Raw genomic sequence first — 14749 nt, 5'->3', positions numbered from 1 at the left:
TGCCCCTTCATTTCGTCGAGAGCGATTTGCCATGCTCAGGCGAAGGCCACAAGCCGCGAGGGCGCATCAACATGATCACAATCATGGCCAAAGCCACCAAAAGCTGACGCATGATGGAGGCATCCAGGCGTCCTCCCGTGATCTCTTGCAAAGGTCCGGCCACATACCGAAGCACCTCAGGCAAGGCGGACAACAGAATGGCGCCCAAAATGACGCCGGGCAAATAGCCCAGACCACCCAGCACCACCATGGCGATGATCATCACCGACTCCATGAGGCTGAAGGACTCGGGCGATATAAAGCCCTGGAAACCGGCAAACATGGCGCCAGACACCCCACCGAAAGTGGCCCCCATACCAAAAGCCAAGAGCTTGAGGTTTCGGGTGTTGAGGCCCATGGCCTTGGCAGCGATTTCGTCTTCACGGATCGCCATCCAAGCACGACCGATGCGGGAAACTTCAAGTCGATGCGAAATCAAAATGGTGACCAGCACCAAGCTGAGGAACAGGTAGTAATACAGCGAGACTGAGGCAATCTCAAAATCACCGATCATCAGTTTCTTGCCCAGATTCAGGCCGAAAATAGAGATCGGATCGATCTGATCGAGGCCCTTGGGACCGTTCGTGATGTTCACCGGGTGGTCCAGGTTGTTCATGAACACGCGGATGATTTCACCAAAACCCAAAGTCACGATGGCCAAATAGTCACCGCGCAACTTGAGCGTGGGCGCTCCCAACAACATGCCGAACAAACCCGCCAGCGCGGCCCCCACAGGCACGATCAGCCAGATGGGCATGTGCATGCCAGCAGGAAACGCAGCAGCGATCCACGCGAACGTATTGGTCAGGTGTGGTGACGACAGCAGGCCATACATGTATGCGCCCACCGCAAAGAAGGCGACGTAGCCCAAGTCGAGCAAGCCTGCGTAGCCCACCACGATGTTCAGACCAATGGCCAACAAGATGTAAAGCAAGGCCATATCGGCGATACGCACCCAGGCGTTGCCAAAAATCTGCAAGACCAGAGGCAAGGCAATGAGGGCGGCACCGATCAGAATGTATTGAAGTGTTTTGTTGTGTTTCATGGCTGTTTTACCTCTATCAAGCGCGATCGGCCACACGTTCACCCATGAGGCCCGAAGGGCGCAGGGTCAACACGATGATCAACACAATGAACGCAAAGATGTCGGTGTAATGGCTGCCCAGTACACCGCCCGTCAGTTGCCCGATATAGCCCGAACCAATGGCTTCAATCAGACCCAGCAAAATGCCGCCAATGACCGCGCCTGACAAATTGCCGATGCCACCAAACACCGCCGCAGTAAAGGCTTTCAGGCCAGGCAAAAAGCCCATGGCATGTTGTGCAGTGCCGTAGTTGGAGGCGTACATCACGCCCGCAATGGCCGCCAGGATGGCGCCAATTACAAAGGTGGCAGAAATCACCATGTCGGGCTTCACGCCCATCAAACCTGCTACGCGCGGGTTTTCAGCGGTGGCGCGCATGGCACGGCCCAAACGTGTGTAGTTGACCAACCACATCAAGACCGCCAGGGACACGGCGGTCACACCCAATATCATGATTTGGGTCGGGGTGATGACCACGCCGCCCATGTTGATGGGCGTGCTCGACAACAATGTGGGATAAGCCTTGTAGTTAGGCTTCCAGATGATCATGGCCAGGGTCTGCAGCAAGATACTCACACCGATGGCCGTGATCAAGGGGGCCAGCTTGGGACTGTTGCGTAATGGCCTGTAGGCAATTTTCTCGATCGAAAAATTCAGAATGACGGCCACCACGCAAGCGATCAGTGTGGCCAGGATCAGGATGATCCAGCCCGGCGCGCCAGGCATGGCGTCTCGCATCATGCCGATGGCTGTCCAGCTCGTCAGAGCCCCCACCATCAGCACTTCTCCGTGCGCAAAGTTGATCAGGTTGATGATGCCGTAGACCATGGTGTAGCCCAGGGCCACCAAGGCGTACATGCTGCCCATGACCAGGCCGTTGATGACCTGCTGGAAGAAGACGTCCATATATTTCTCCGTGTTTTGACCTGCTCTTAGCGGGTATTGGCGTCGGTTATTGTTTTCAAATCAGGAATGACCTTATGAGTCAGTCCGAATAACTTTCAAAAAATCTCGCCAGATCTGAGCAGCATCCGCGAGGTGGCCGAATTGTAGTGAAAGAAATTACATCGTCAGCCTTGAACAGGATCAGGACTTACCCTGTGGCCGAATTTCGTTTTCTCAGTTCTTGCAGTTTGTCCGCGATTTTGATTTCCAGACCCCGTGGAACCGGCCTGTAAAAGCCGGGTTCCGCCATGCCATCGGGCAAGTAGCTCTCCCCCGCCGCAAAGCCTCCCTCTTCATCGTGGGCATAGCGGTAACCTTTGCCATAGTCCAGGTCTTTCATCAACCGGGTTGGGGCATTGCGCAAATGCATGGGCACCGGGCGGGTGCCGTCTTTTTTGACAAAGGCCTTGGCCTCGTTGAAAGCCTTGTAGGCCGCATTTGATTTGGGCGCCATGGCCAGGTAGATGACGCACTGCGCCAAAGTCAGCTCGCCCTCGGGGCTGCCCAGGCGCTCGTACACATCAGCGGCATCAAGGGCCATGCGCAAAGCCCGCGGATCGGCCAGACCCACGTCTTCACTCGCCATTCGGATCAACCTGCGTGCGAGGTAACGCGGATCCGCACCGCCATCGAGCATGCGGACGAACCAATACAGTGCAGCATCCGGGTCAGAACCCCGTACGGACTTGTGCAAGGCGCTGATGGTGTCGTAGAACTGCTCCCCACCTTTGTCGTAGCGACGCATGCGCTCGCCCAACACACGCATCAGCCAAGCATCGGTCACAGGGTCGACGCCTTCTTGCTTGGCCGCCATCGACAAAGTTTCCAGCGTGTTGAGCAAGCGCCTTGCGTCGCCATCGGCATAAGCCAGCAAGCGCGCAAGGGCCTCTGGCTCAATGTCGGGAATCGCGTTGATGCCCCTCACACGGACCACGATGTTTTGCAGGTCTTCTTCAGACAATGGCTGCAGTACATACACGGCAGCCCGTGAGAGCAAGGCCGAGTTGACCTCGAAAGACGGATTTTCCGTGGTCGCACCAATGAAAGTGAGCAAGCCACTTTCCACATGCGGCAGGAACGCGTCCTGCTGGCTTTTGTTGAAGACAGGTACGATCCTTTGCATTTGTTATAACTCAACGACTTGGAGTGCATACGAGTGGTGTTTTTGCACAAACAACCACTTTTGATGCACAATTTTTCGCACCACGGATTTTGATTGTGCAAACTGGGGAGTGACCCAGATTGCACCGCAGCACAAAGGGGCTCAAAAACGGATGAAAAAACGTCCTGCTTGCCCCCTCTTGGAATCAAAGAAAAGAAAGGATTCACAGTGTCGGTCTACGCATTTAAGTACAAGGTTCTGAACAAGGAAACAGGCCGCAAGGTATCCGTCACCCGTTGGCGCGTCCAAATCCGCAAAGGCGGGGAGAACCTTAACAAAGTCTTTGATGATGAGGCTATTGCCAGGTCATGGGAAAAACAAGAGCTTCATAGGATCAACACCGGGGTTCCCCAGAACCTCATTTTTGACATGAAGTACCAACTTGAGATGCCCAACATGACGGCACTTCTCCGGGAATACTTCAACCAGTTCATGAGCAAACAAGCTGCTAGTTCACTTAAGACTAACCAGAATCGTTGCCTGAGTGCCATCCCCTCAATCCCCATCTACCTCAAAGACTTGGGATCTAAGATTGACAACTACCGCTATCAAAGCACAGTGGTTGATGCCATGTTGGGTAGGAGCTACGCCAAGGACTATATTGAATTTGGCCAGTTCAAGATAGACACAGTAGATTTCTGGCTCCTGATTGCATACATGGATTCCAGAAGAAGAACAGGCATCAAAGACAACACAATTCTTCGTGAAATTTCAACTATCAGTTCAGCTTTTGAAAAAGTCTACAAGCTCTATCCTGACAAGTTCCCTAAAGGCATCATGAATCCAGTGAAGATGCTTCCACGTGGAGAAAAGCCAAAAGCATATCTCGGACGTAAGCGGGTTCTTTCTGAGGATGAAGCCGTACAGATTGCAGAATGGATGAAGCTAAAAACCAATCAAGAACCCTACTATTTGTTTGTCACCTGCCTTGAATCTGGAGCGCGAAAAAGTGAAGTGCTAGGTGCTCAATGGGAGAACGTGAATCTTCAGCTTTGGTCCATTCACATTCCAAAAACCAAGAATGGAAAGCCAAGGGACATCATGATCCCTGAAGATGAAGATTTTCGGGAATGGCTGAAAGCAAACCGTTTAGTAAAAGGCCCAATCTTCAAACTGACAGGATGGAACTTTAGGCAATATTGGGTTGATGCATTGAAGGCACTTGGCCTCTATGAAGACCCAGATACGCGCCTTCACTTTCACGATACCCGCCGCACCGCACTAACAAAGTTGATTCGTCAAAAGAAGTCCAACAACTTCCAGATCGCAAAAGAGATGGGTGTTTCACCTCAAACCGTGGAACACACCATTCAGAACATGCCTGATCGTTTGTCAGAAGTTTTTGCCAAGCTTCGTTCAGGTCAATCATTGAATGAGGATGAAATCATGCTTCTTGCTGGTCATAGTTCTTCTTCAATGACCAATGCGTACTATGGAGACAGAAACTAGGCCCGCTAAACTTTATGTCTCATTTCATTAAAACAAGGCGCAATCTAGTTGACGATCTATGTTCTTGAATATAAAGTACATTTATCAACAAGCAAAAGCACTGTAGTAGCTTGTTGAAGACCTCAAGCAACTACAGTTTGACATTCACTATTGGAGAATTTACATGGCAGAAGCCAAGAAACTGACACTCGCTGACATCCTCGCCAAGCGCAAAGAATTTGAAGACATGGTGGCCGCACAGTTGGAGTCAGAACGCCCTACTGCTCTCGCTGCTGTGTTGGAACAAATCAAGATGTTCAACTTCACTGCTGAAGAACTGGAACTTAAGACTGGTTCCTCTGGCAAGACTGCTGCTGCTAAGGTTGCTGGCACGCGCACTATGAGCAAGCCACTGAAGTCCACCAAGGGTGCTGAAACTGGTGTGTGGCTGGCCCACCCTCCTAAGTTCTTGGAAGCAGAAGGCGCTTTCACAACCTACAAGGCAGGCAAGCCAGTTGATGCATGGTTGGTCACTCCCTCAGAAAAGAAAGCAAAGCTGAACTTCTTGAAGAAGCTTTCCAGTCATCAAAGCAAAGTCCCCACCAAAGAACAGTTGGGTGAAATCACAGAAGCCGAGTTCAAAGCTGCATAAGCTTCCTCAACCCAAAAAAACAAAGCACCCAATTGGGTGCTTTTTTACTTCTGCAAGTTTAGTTATTCAAATCGAAACTTCGCACCGTCAAGATACTCTTCCACGTTGTCAATTCCAATCCAACGCCGATTCAAATTCTCTGCAACATAGCCAGTTGTCATGGAACCACCAAAGGGATCAAGAACAATGTCCCCTTCTTGAGTCAGCATCTTGATAAAGAACTCTGGCAACTGAGCAGGAAACCGAGCAGGATGAATTTTCACCCCTAGCTCTTTGCACTTCTTGGTGTAAACGTCATTGGCAGAATTGTTCCCCATCTTGAGCAAGTCAGTTGGAGTGTCGTCGTCAATGAAGTTCGGAGGTATAGAGCCACCATTGTGAATCTTGTCAAAGGATTCATTGATGTTGTGACCAGAAGGACGAACCGTAGTTTTCACACCTTTGGCAGCAAGCCGGAGCATGTCCTTACCATATGGGCGCAAAACCTGCCGATTGTCAGCTTTCGGGTTGGGGCCCTTGCTGAACCAAAAGACGTACTCGATGGAGTCCTTGACCCGGACACGCTTCACCGTCACCCACTGAGCAGGGACTGGCATCTTGGCGGGGTTGTACCAAAACGTCTCTTGAGCTAACCTGAAGCCTAGCTCTTCTACCAGCGCAATCACAAGCTTAAAATGGTAGATCGATCTTGTAGGTTCACCGGGATTCCATGAACCACCGATGTTGAGAACAAAGCTACCGTCTTCAGTCAAGATTCTTTTGATCTCACGAGCAAAATCAACAAACCATTCAACATAGTCTTTTTGACTGACATTCCCGTACTCCTTCTTGAAATGGAGTGCGTAAGGGGGAGAAGTAAAAACAAGATTTACTGAATTATCAGGAACCGACTTCAGAACTTCCAGCGAATCCGCATGGAAGATAGCGCCGCTTTTCGATTCGAAAAACGGCTTAAAGCCGTTGACCAACTCAACAGGAGCGCTACCGCCCTCCTTTGAGAAGTCAATTTTTTGTTGAGTAGTCACAGTGAAGAAGTCTCATAAATTTGGATTGATGACCGGCATTGTGGCGTACGTACCAGAGGGGAGCAAGTCGAAGTGACCACACCGCTAGAACTAGACGCGTTTATCGCAAAACTGACACCTGCACAGAAGGACGCACTATGGCTGTCCCTGCGCGAAGATCACCCCATACACCCACTGGAAAAGCAGTGGAACATCTCTGCTGAATTCGTTCTAGAAGCGATCAGTCGCAGCCAGGACATCACCAAGCGTGGAGTCCGTGGAATCATTGCCGAACTAGCTTTCTCCACTTACATCCTTAAACCGATTGAAGACGAGTGGAAAGAAGAAATAATTACCGGCGATCAACCCTATGATGCACACATATCTAAAACGATAGATGGCAAAAAGATTAATGTTCTTATTCAAACCAAAAATCAACGGGTTGTAAAAGGCAATCCACTTCGCCCAACACAAACCGCTATCAAGCAAGATTCTCATCTAGCTGATTGGTTCATTGCTGAAACGCAAAAGACCAGAACAGGAAAGAAGAAGAAGTCAACCACCAATGATGAAGGCGTGGTTGAAGTTGAAGAAGTAGACACCCGCCCCTATAGGTTTGGGGAATTTGACATTCTATCAGTCTGCATGCAGCCATCTACCACAGAGTGGACAGACTTCATGTTCATGCCTGCCAGGTCACTTCTACCCTCTGCAAAGAACAAGGATCTAGTTGCTACTTTCCAGCCAGTCCCACCACCGAAGACCAAGGTGTACAACTGGACTCCTGACCTGTTGGAGTGCATAGACTGGGTGCTACACCCAGAGAACATGCCAGATCCATTTATTCCAACCCCCAAGCCTGCAACCAAGAGCAAGGGTAAAAAAAAAGAGCAAGAAGAGCAAAAAGCAAAAAGCAAAAAGCCCTGAACTCTTCTAGGCGCACATAAAAAGGAAAGCACCCAACGGGTGCTTTTTTTTCATGCCTTCATTTTTAATTTATTCTCAGAGCTAGCACCAAGGGTCTTTTCTCTCATAGCCTTCAAGCCAGATGAGAATCGTTGCCTCATTGTTTTGTCTTCATAGACATCCGTAAGGTTTTCAGCAACTTTATTTGCTGTAAATCCCATGATTGAACTTGCACTTGCAAGTGCTGCGCCTGCTGCTACTGGTATTGCTAAAGCTCCTAATGCTGGACTAGCAACGGCCACACCCAATGTAGCAATCATTGCACCACCACTGACCATCAAGAACTTCATTGCCCTATTCTTGTATCTATTCTTCTGAACAAAATAGTTGCCTTCTTCTAACTGCGTATCTGACTCCATTTATTCTTAATTTTAGTAAATTGAAATAGACAGTCAACATAACAATTTGACTTTCTACAATAAATTTCGTAAAACAATAGCAGAAATGAAAATGCCCAAGCGGTTAACTTGAGCATTTTAGAAATTCAGGAATAACAAAAGCTGTGGAGGCTATGACCTGATGTAAATATTAAAACGTATTTAAAATCACTTGTCAATAACCAAATAGAACCTTTTCCTGAATTTCAATAGAAATAAAGGAATTTCCATGTTAACAAGTTTTATTGAGGCATTGCCAGAAAAAGTAAGAAGTGCTGAATACAAGGATGAAGGCACAAGATTCAGAAGAAAAGAAAAGGCCTTGAGCTATCGCTACATAGAGTTAAATCAGCTCTATAAGAAGTTCATTGCACTCGACATTGACAAGCCAGGTGCAGCATTTTTCTGGGAGGACAAAGGACTCCCCCCACCAACCTTTGTAATCATCAACCCAGAGAACGCTCATTGCCACTATCTGTATGAACTTAGGGTCCCTGTCTACTACACAGAGGAAGCACGCAGAGCACCACAGAAGTTCTATGAGGCAACAGACATTGCTTTGACCCACATGCTAGGTGCCGATCAAGGATTCACTGGCCACCTTGTCAAGAACCCCATTCACCCATACTGGCGCACGCTCTGTCATGGCAACAAGGTCGATCTTGAGGACTTCCAGGAGCATGGTGTTGATCTCAGAGCATACAAGCGCAAGCTGGCCTTGCACGACTCAGGAATTGGGCGAAACACTACCTTGTTTGACACCCTCAGACACTGGGCCTATGTAGAGGTCAAAAAACACCCTTCCCTTGCTGCTTTTCAAGCTTCCGTGGACTCCAAGGCATTGACTATCAACGGTCACTTCCTAGACCATTTAAATGGTGTTCTACCAGCGAAAGAAGCCCTTTCAACAGCAAAGTCTGTAGGCAAGTGGACTTGGAAGCATAGAAACAGCATTGGCAACCAGAAGAACAGAGGTGTTCTTGAGCTTCCAGAAGACATGCCAATCAAAGAAAAGCAGGCACTTGGTGCTGATTACTCACATGTTGTGAGAACAGAGAAAGTGGATGACACCATCAAAGCAGCTATCTACACCTGCAAGCAACGTGGTTTAACTCTGACATCTGGCAATTTGGAAAAGTGTGGTCTAGCCAGAAGTACCTTTTCCAAACATAAAGAAGCTGTTCAAAACTGGACAAGAATCCTAACTACATAACTAGTCATATGGGTTCACTATGGTGTATATCAGATAGTTACCCCCATCTACCGGGGTCATTGAGCAAAGAAAATTCCGAAGGACTTAAATCAAAAATCAAGATCCCGCCAGGGTTTCAATTGCATACGATATATCCGAAGGACAAACTTCAATAGAAGTAAGAAAAATCGCGCCGCACGCAATTTTTGACTTCTAATTTTCTTGCGCTAACTTAATATCAGCATCGGTTTCCAATCCCTGTTTAGCCAGTGCGAATTTTTATTATTATTAAGCAAGAGAAATCCCAGAAATGGGATTTTCTCATTTACGCTTGACTTTCTCATTTATTTCTTTAAACTCAGCCAAAAGGAATTGAAAGAGATGGATCACACAGATAAACCAAAAAACAAAAAGAAAAATCTGGAATATTTACTTAAAGGCATTGACTTGAACGCCATTCAATTGAATATTGATATCGCTAAGGACTCAAGAAACATCGAGAGGCTTTTTTGGTTTATATGCGTACTTCTTTCAATTGGCCTTACGTGCATCATCTACATTTTCTTGCACCATTACAAATACATTTAACAAAAAAACACTATGAAATTAAAAATAACAGTCGCCTTGCTAACATTTATGGCCTTAAATTCTTTTGCTCAAGAGATGAACAAGACTCCCCCTGAAGATCCTTTAGTCATTCAAAGCAGCCAAGGTAGAATTGAAATTAGAAATCCTTCTTCTTGCACACAACATAGAGCCGACAATGGTTCTATTGCAATCACCTGTCAGAATCAGTGCAAGCAGACTACTGACAGCAAGGATGGGAAAGTCTTAATTCAATGCTAATTAACAGACAAAAATAAAGCGCCTCTAGGGTGCTCTATCTTATTTAGCCTGCCAAGCCTTGAAGAACTCATGAAGTGATTCATGAGCCTCTACGACTTTTTGGCAGAATTCAGGATTCTCAAACAAAAAATAATAGAGCGAGTACTTGTCAGGCTCAATATTAATGCCAGTCTTTGCGACATCAACCACAGCATCCTTGAAATAGGGAGCCGGACCGATGAGAATGATACTGGGGTAAGCCAGTGCAATCAGTGTGTCGTCAATGGTAGTGTTCGTATCCTTGCGGAAAACGGGCTTAATACACTCTTCAAAAAAACGGAAATGAGGGTTCATGATGTCCATATGAGTTGCGAAGACGTATTCGCTCATCAAAGTGGAGTATGAATTTTTTCATGTTATTACTTTGGGAGACGCCCCATTGATGGAGCGCCATTACTAGGTTTTTGATTTTTTCAACTGGTCAGAATCAAGGAAGAAAAATGTCTTGAACTGGCCATTCGTTCTGATACCGAATTCTAAGGCTTTAACTTCGACACTCAAACTCGCTTCAGAGGAATCTTTTCGGATCTGAGGCCTACGTTCATCAGTTAGCCCCTTCACAATGCCGTAGACACGAATCATAGTTTTCTGGCCATCTCTCAGCGATTCAATCTCCTTGGCTTTTTCAATAGGCACTTTGACCGTCAATTGCATATCCCCGCGATTGTCACCGAGCATGCCTAGCGCCTTAAAATCTGGACGATAGAAGAGGTTGTAGCGGTAGTTTTTTGAGTTCTGATAGGAGACAACTTGATAGATGGCGTTTGGCCGAATGGTGAGGTAGTACTCGCCATTGCTCACATCAGGGCCAGCAACAAAGAGCATTTCACCTTGCCAGCCGTACACGACATTGAGCTTGCTTTTATCGGAAGCCACTTCATTTTTAACTTTTTCCGCAGCTTCTTGTTTTTTAAATTCGTTCGTTTCCGTAGCCAACTGGGGACTAAGGATACCTGCCAATACGATCCAATCAGGTTGCTCAACTGAAGCTGCTTGCTGAATCCATGTTTTCACATAGGCTTCAAAAGTAGATTCTGGGAATTTCTGATACTCATCTTTGCTGGCTTCAGAAAGCTCTTGACGCGTGTAGTTTGTATACAGCGAAGGAATTTCAAAAACAGGCACCAATGTTTGATTGCTAACTGTGCCAAATTTTTCTGTTTGCCTGTAGATTGGTGTATTGTCTAGGGCTGCTGGCGGATTATTTTGCGATTGCACATCCTCTGATTTCTTGCCACATGCGGTAAAACCGGCAACGATCAGGAATACAGCAAAAACTTTAGTTAGGGTATTAATCATGAGAACACCCTTAGAAACTGTATTGAAGGCTAATGTTGAAGTTGTTCAGATTGACCCGACCGAATTCCTCTTCTGAGCCAACCTTTCCGTAATAGGCATACTTGCCGACGACCGCCACATTTGTTGTTAATTCGTATTGAGCACCAATGGCAGCATAAGGAGACAACCCCATCTTGCTGGAGATTTCAGGCGTTCCCGTCAAAGGCACCACGGTACCGCTGTGTGTAGGAGAACGTTTGGCATCGTAGACAAACGCCCCTGCCTCAACAAGAAAGGACACCTTCTCAACCACTGGAAACGTTCCCACCGCTGACAGTGAGTAGCCCTTGACGTTCAGGTCAGAGTTAGCGTTTCCACCTGTGATGTTGTAGCCCCACTTTTGCTTTCCAAAGTCGGTGTACTCAGCCTTGACAGACCAGTTTTGCGAAAAACGATACCCACCATAGAGATTGAAGGACGTGCTGTCGCGTGTTTCGTAGGTGGAGGCATTGAAGCCAGCAGCAGCGATGCTTGGATTCACCCGGAAGTCTTGAGAGTCGAAGGTCATGTTTGACTGACCCACACCAGCACCCACGTACCAGTCGCTCTTTTGGTCCTGGGCATGAACCAAGGAGGAAAGCACCAACCCAACCAGCGCGAGGCAGAATTTCTTCATCATCGTTTTTTCCCTAAAAGTTGAAAAATCATCACTTGAGTGCGAGAACACGACCTTTAAGGTCGTGACTCAACTTTAGCGCATGTTCAACGCATTAGGTTGACTAGCAACCATACAAGTTGTCACACTTAAAGTTACTCAATGCCCACACAGATCACACCGCACAAGGAGCTTTTCAAAAGCATTGGTAAGGCCTTAGCGCTTCGGAGGGAGTCGTGCGGCCTGACTCAAGAGGAAGTCTCTCAAGCACTTCAAATCGGCCCTGAAGCTGTGAGCCGCATGGAGCGAGCCATCACCATGCCAACAGTGCAAAGACTCGCTGAACTTGCCGACCTCTACAGGTGCGGCATTGACGAACTACTGATAGAGAGCAGCAGCAGGACAAGTGACCAGGCAGAGCTGATCTCACAAGTTCTTCAGACCCTGCCTGAAGCAGACAGGGCCATGATCGTTGAAGTGGTGCAAAAGATTGCGGAAAGGCTGAAGCACCACCTGTAAGCAAGCCAACTTTCAGTTGGCCTCACGGCCCTGATCAGCCACAGTTCTTTGACCACCTACGCCCAAATACTTCTGCCTCATTGCCAACATAGTGACTACAGGCTTTTGGGCGCTGATTCCGACCAGCAAGGCTTCTTGCGGCACTTCTCTTCCGTTGAGGTACCAGACTAAGGTGCCATCAATTCCAACCAAAGCTGGACCGTCCTCACGGTGAACTAAGCCATTCACGTACCAAGCTTGAGCACCGTTCATGAACTCAATGGCTGGTCCACCAATTCGGTGTCTCTGACCATTCAGATACCAGGAATGGCTTCCGTCTGAAAAGATCACAGCAGGACCAGCTTTACGGTGCCTTCTGCCACGTATCCACCATTCTTTTCCACCGTCGCCCCATTCGACAGCAGGCCCATCCTCACGGTGTAATTCCCCATTGAGATACCAAGACACTGAACCATCAGATTCAGTGCAGGCAGGACCATCCTCACGGTGAAGCTGGTCATTGAAATACCAGTATTCAACGCCTTCATCTATATATTGTCCATTTTTCATTTCATTTTTCCTTTAAAGCTTTTTCCATTACAAAAAAAGATCACAAAAGTCAAATTTACATTAAAACCCGTTATCGAGTATTAAGCATCTTCGGATGCTTTTTTTACAACCCTACGTTTCTCTTGGTGTAACCAAGAACCAGTTCATAGATCTATTTTCTTGACAAGAGTACAGTTCGTTTTGTTGATTAAACAAACAAAGAAATTAATCAACAACAACTAACCCAATAAATCTAGATTGGCGCATGGGGTGCTAAATTAGAAGGGTTAAAAACTGACTCAACTGAAAGGAAATTTATGAATCAATTAAATCTTGTCGCAGTGCCTAACGGTGTTTTTGGTCTTGACGAAATTCTTAAAACCGGACCAATGAAGAAATTCGTTGAAGAGATTAAATCCGTGGAGGACGCAGAGACAAACAAAATTAAAGTCTTTCTTGTTGCGTATCAAATCTCTGATACTTTGGCTCAAATGAAATTGCAAGGTTTTGACAAGTCACAGGTAAACATGAATAACTTGAAGGAATCCATCAAGGTGACTATTGAACTTGGTTATGAAATGATCATGAAGACTTTTAGCAATCACGAACGAAAAACAATTCGTGAGTTGTTTAGGAAAACCATAGCGAACTAAGCAAAAACAGACACCACACTGGTGTTTTTACAGCGATTACCCACTTCATACCTACCACTTGAATTCATTCAAATGGAAAGGAGGGTTCTAAATGTGACTTAAACAAAACCAACTTAAAGAAAGGGTTCCACCATGAACCACGCAGAACAAAAATACTTCGGAATTAATGCACTTCACAACCTTGATGGCCAAGCTGGTCTTGCCACCGTTCCAAGCAACTTCGTTGACTTGGTATTGACTGACCCTCCCTACGGCATTGCAGACAGTTCCAAGCTCACCAAGAAAGGCAGCAAGATTGTCACCACCCGCCAGGCATGGGGTTCAGACTTCCAAGATAGCTGGGCCAACATTGACGACTACTACCAATGGCTTAAGCCATTCATTGCCCAGTTTGTCCGTGTGCTCAAAGACAACGGCTCAATGATTTTGTTTCTTGACCGCAAATACACCGGTTTGATTGTTCATTACCTTGAACGAGATTTTCACTTGAATTTCAAGAACAAGATTTACTTCAAAAAACTGAACGCTGTCCCTAGCATCCGTAAGGTTAATTATCGAAGCTCCATCGAAGAATGTGTATTTCTTACTAAAGGCAAGCAATACACCTTTAACTTTGGTGAACAAAAGGACATGACCCAAGTTTTTGAGGGGCCAATTGGCAGGAAAAAGACTAAACACCCAACAGAAAAATACTCTTGGATGATTGAGCCACTTATCAAAATCCATAGCAAAGAGGGGGATGTTGTCTTAGATGCTTTTGCAGGTTCAGCCACAACTCTGGTCCTTGCAAAGAAACACAACCGACATGCGATTGGCTTTGAGAAGAGTCCTGCCATGTATGAGATGGCCAAGGCCAGGATCGAGGCAGAGCAACTTGCCTTTGACTTCTACGCACCAGATGACGAACCTGCCATCGTGCGCGAGTTGGACAGGCTCATGGATACCGAGTTGGCAGACTTGGTTGCAGCATAAGGAGAGCAGCCATGAAAAACACTACTTGCCTCCAATACTGCATCAATGGAATGTATGACAAGCTTTTCAACTTTGTCAAGACTCAAGATGGCAGAAAATTGATTCCGGTTTTCAAGAAACTGGGAGCGACTACCGAAGATCGGATTAAAGAACTTTTGATTGGCTACAACAGCTATTTCATGGTTCAAGCAGGAATGCAACTTAAAGGCATGCCTAAGCATCCACTATCAGTGATTGAATTCATGGGGTCTGAAGACTTCTCTGCATTGCATGATGAACTTACAAAAACAGTTCAGGACAATTACCCGATACTAATGTCCTACTTAAATCGGAAACAGAAGCGAAAACTAGAAGTGCTATTCGTATAAAACAAAAGCACCCACTGGGTGCTTTTTGTTGACTATCAATG

Annotated in this window: 17 protein-coding genes and 1 pseudogene; 9 read left to right on the top strand and 9 right to left on the bottom strand. The window is 46.7% G+C overall.

Annotated elements, in window-relative coordinates:
• Window positions 1-7: 7 nt before the first annotated feature.
• The 3 genes and pseudogenes from B9Z45_RS02240 to B9Z45_RS02230 all read right to left on the bottom strand — a co-directional run.
• Entirely contained in the window at window positions 8-1084 is a 1077-nt protein-coding gene (locus tag B9Z45_RS02240; protein ID WP_108405609.1) for an ABC transporter ATP-binding protein, read from the bottom strand.
• A gap of 16 nt (window positions 1085-1100) precedes the next feature.
• Entirely contained in the window at window positions 1101-2030 is a 930-nt protein-coding gene (locus B9Z45_RS02235) for a branched-chain amino acid ABC transporter permease (RefSeq protein WP_108405608.1), read from the bottom strand.
• 187 nt (window positions 2031-2217) lie between these two features.
• Window positions 2218-3171 (bottom strand): annotated as a pseudogene (locus B9Z45_RS02230) (replication-associated recombination protein A); the annotation flags it as partial.
• Window positions 3172-3399: 228 nt separating this feature from the next.
• Here B9Z45_RS02230 and B9Z45_RS02225 point away from each other — a divergent pair.
• Both B9Z45_RS02225 and B9Z45_RS02220 read left to right on the top strand, forming a co-directional pair.
• Window positions 3400-4680: a site-specific integrase gene (locus tag B9Z45_RS02225; protein WP_108405607.1), complete on the top strand. Its 1281-nt coding sequence runs from the start codon at window positions 3400-3402 to the stop codon at window positions 4678-4680.
• 163 nt (window positions 4681-4843) lie between these two features.
• Window positions 4844-5311, top strand: coding sequence for a hypothetical protein (locus B9Z45_RS02220; RefSeq protein WP_108405606.1), 468 nt, complete (start codon window positions 4844-4846; stop codon window positions 5309-5311).
• 62 nt (window positions 5312-5373) lie between these two features.
• Here B9Z45_RS02220 and B9Z45_RS02215 read toward each other — a convergent pair whose 3' ends face one another.
• Complete coding sequence (locus tag B9Z45_RS02215) at window positions 5374-6336, bottom strand: site-specific DNA-methyltransferase (protein WP_108405605.1); 963 nt, start codon at window positions 6334-6336, stop codon at window positions 5374-5376.
• Between the two features lie 72 nt (window positions 6337-6408).
• On the opposite strand from B9Z45_RS02215, the gene B9Z45_RS02210 reads away from it, so the two are divergent.
• Entirely contained in the window at window positions 6409-7242 is an 834-nt protein-coding gene (locus B9Z45_RS02210) for a hypothetical protein (RefSeq protein ID WP_199221820.1), read from the top strand.
• Between the two features lie 50 nt (window positions 7243-7292).
• On the opposite strand, the gene B9Z45_RS02205 is transcribed toward B9Z45_RS02210, so the two are convergent.
• A complete protein-coding gene (locus B9Z45_RS02205) occupies window positions 7293-7640 on the bottom strand; it encodes a hypothetical protein (protein WP_108405604.1) in 348 nt (115 codons plus the stop codon).
• Between the two features lie 247 nt (window positions 7641-7887).
• On the opposite strand from B9Z45_RS02205, the gene B9Z45_RS02200 reads away from it, so the two are divergent.
• Window positions 7888-8871, top strand: a complete 984-nt coding sequence (locus B9Z45_RS02200) for a replication initiation protein (RefSeq protein WP_108405603.1) — start codon at window positions 7888-7890, stop codon at window positions 8869-8871.
• 579 nt (window positions 8872-9450) lie between these two features.
• Complete coding sequence (locus tag B9Z45_RS16855; RefSeq protein ID WP_146180863.1) at window positions 9451-9696, top strand: hypothetical protein; 246 nt, start codon at window positions 9451-9453, stop codon at window positions 9694-9696.
• A 39-nt stretch (window positions 9697-9735) separates the two neighbouring features.
• On the opposite strand, the gene B9Z45_RS02190 is transcribed toward B9Z45_RS16855, so the two are convergent.
• The 3 genes from B9Z45_RS02190 to B9Z45_RS02180 form a co-directional block, all read right to left on the bottom strand.
• Window positions 9736-10065 carry a hypothetical protein gene (locus B9Z45_RS02190; protein WP_108405601.1) on the bottom strand — a complete coding sequence of 110 codons (330 nt, stop codon included), beginning with the start codon at window positions 10063-10065 and terminating at the stop codon, window positions 9736-9738.
• A 66-nt stretch (window positions 10066-10131) separates the two neighbouring features.
• Window positions 10132-11034, bottom strand: a complete 903-nt coding sequence (locus tag B9Z45_RS02185; protein ID WP_108405600.1) for a hypothetical protein — start codon at window positions 11032-11034, stop codon at window positions 10132-10134.
• Between the two features lie 10 nt (window positions 11035-11044).
• A complete protein-coding gene (locus B9Z45_RS02180) occupies window positions 11045-11692 on the bottom strand; it encodes a porin family protein (protein WP_108405599.1) in 648 nt (215 codons plus the stop codon).
• A gap of 138 nt (window positions 11693-11830) precedes the next feature.
• Between B9Z45_RS02180 and B9Z45_RS02175 the strand changes: the two genes are divergently transcribed.
• Window positions 11831-12187 (top strand): helix-turn-helix domain-containing protein, encoded by a 357-nt coding sequence (locus tag B9Z45_RS02175; protein ID WP_108405598.1) that lies wholly within the window; start codon window positions 11831-11833, stop codon window positions 12185-12187.
• 12 nt (window positions 12188-12199) lie between these two features.
• On the opposite strand, the gene B9Z45_RS17200 is transcribed toward B9Z45_RS02175, so the two are convergent.
• Window positions 12200-12736, bottom strand: a complete 537-nt coding sequence (locus B9Z45_RS17200) for a hypothetical protein (protein WP_199221819.1) — start codon at window positions 12734-12736, stop codon at window positions 12200-12202.
• Between the two features lie 296 nt (window positions 12737-13032).
• Here B9Z45_RS17200 and B9Z45_RS02165 point away from each other — a divergent pair, with 296 nt between their 5' ends.
• The 3 genes from B9Z45_RS02165 (at window position 13033) to B9Z45_RS02155 (ending at window position 14708) form a co-directional block, all read left to right on the top strand.
• The gene (locus B9Z45_RS02165) at window positions 13033-13368 is read left to right on the top strand and encodes a hypothetical protein (RefSeq protein ID WP_108405597.1); all 336 of its coding nucleotides are present in this window, start codon (window positions 13033-13035) and stop codon (window positions 13366-13368) included.
• Between the two features lie 132 nt (window positions 13369-13500).
• Entirely contained in the window at window positions 13501-14340 is an 840-nt protein-coding gene (locus B9Z45_RS02160; protein WP_108405596.1) for a site-specific DNA-methyltransferase, read from the top strand.
• Between the two features lie 11 nt (window positions 14341-14351).
• Window positions 14352-14708, top strand: a complete 357-nt coding sequence (locus tag B9Z45_RS02155) for a hypothetical protein (RefSeq protein ID WP_108405595.1) — start codon at window positions 14352-14354, stop codon at window positions 14706-14708.
• Window positions 14709-14749: the final 41 nt, after the last annotated feature.

It is taken from the genome of Limnohabitans sp. 2KL-17 (assembly GCF_003063415.1).
Taxonomy (GTDB): Bacteria; Pseudomonadota; Gammaproteobacteria; order Burkholderiales; family Burkholderiaceae_C; genus Limnohabitans_A.
Note: the sequence above shows the minus strand (reverse complement) of the source record. Positions and strands in the feature narration are given on the sequence as shown.

Excerpts from the sequence above, each read along its gene's own strand:
- B9Z45_RS02240 (WP_108405609.1), bottom strand. The coding sequence starts at position 1,084 with ATGAAACACAACAAAACACTTCAATACATTCTGATCGGTGCCGCCCTC.
- B9Z45_RS02235 (WP_108405608.1), bottom strand. The coding sequence starts at position 2,030 with ATGGACGTCTTCTTCCAGCAGGTCATCAACGGCCTGGTCATGGGCAGC.
- B9Z45_RS02220 (WP_108405606.1), top strand. The coding sequence starts at position 4,844 with ATGGCAGAAGCCAAGAAACTGACACTCGCTGACATCCTCGCCAAGCGC.
- B9Z45_RS02205 (WP_108405604.1), bottom strand. The coding sequence starts at position 7,640 with ATGGAGTCAGATACGCAGTTAGAAGAAGGCAACTATTTTGTTCAGAAG.
- B9Z45_RS02200 (WP_108405603.1), top strand. The coding sequence starts at position 7,888 with ATGTTAACAAGTTTTATTGAGGCATTGCCAGAAAAAGTAAGAAGTGCT.
- B9Z45_RS16855 (WP_146180863.1), top strand. The coding sequence starts at position 9,451 with ATGAAATTAAAAATAACAGTCGCCTTGCTAACATTTATGGCCTTAAAT.
- B9Z45_RS02190 (WP_108405601.1), bottom strand. The coding sequence starts at position 10,065 with ATGAGCGAATACGTCTTCGCAACTCATATGGACATCATGAACCCTCAT.
- B9Z45_RS02185 (WP_108405600.1), bottom strand. The coding sequence starts at position 11,034 with ATGATTAATACCCTAACTAAAGTTTTTGCTGTATTCCTGATCGTTGCC.
- B9Z45_RS02180 (WP_108405599.1), bottom strand. The coding sequence starts at position 11,692 with ATGATGAAGAAATTCTGCCTCGCGCTGGTTGGGTTGGTGCTTTCCTCC.
- B9Z45_RS02175 (WP_108405598.1), top strand. The coding sequence starts at position 11,831 with ATGCCCACACAGATCACACCGCACAAGGAGCTTTTCAAAAGCATTGGT.
- B9Z45_RS17200 (WP_199221819.1), bottom strand. The coding sequence starts at position 12,736 with ATGAAAAATGGACAATATATAGATGAAGGCGTTGAATACTGGTATTTC.
- B9Z45_RS02165 (WP_108405597.1), top strand. The coding sequence starts at position 13,033 with ATGAATCAATTAAATCTTGTCGCAGTGCCTAACGGTGTTTTTGGTCTT.
- B9Z45_RS02160 (WP_108405596.1), top strand. The coding sequence starts at position 13,501 with ATGAACCACGCAGAACAAAAATACTTCGGAATTAATGCACTTCACAAC.
- B9Z45_RS02155 (WP_108405595.1), top strand. The coding sequence starts at position 14,352 with ATGAAAAACACTACTTGCCTCCAATACTGCATCAATGGAATGTATGAC.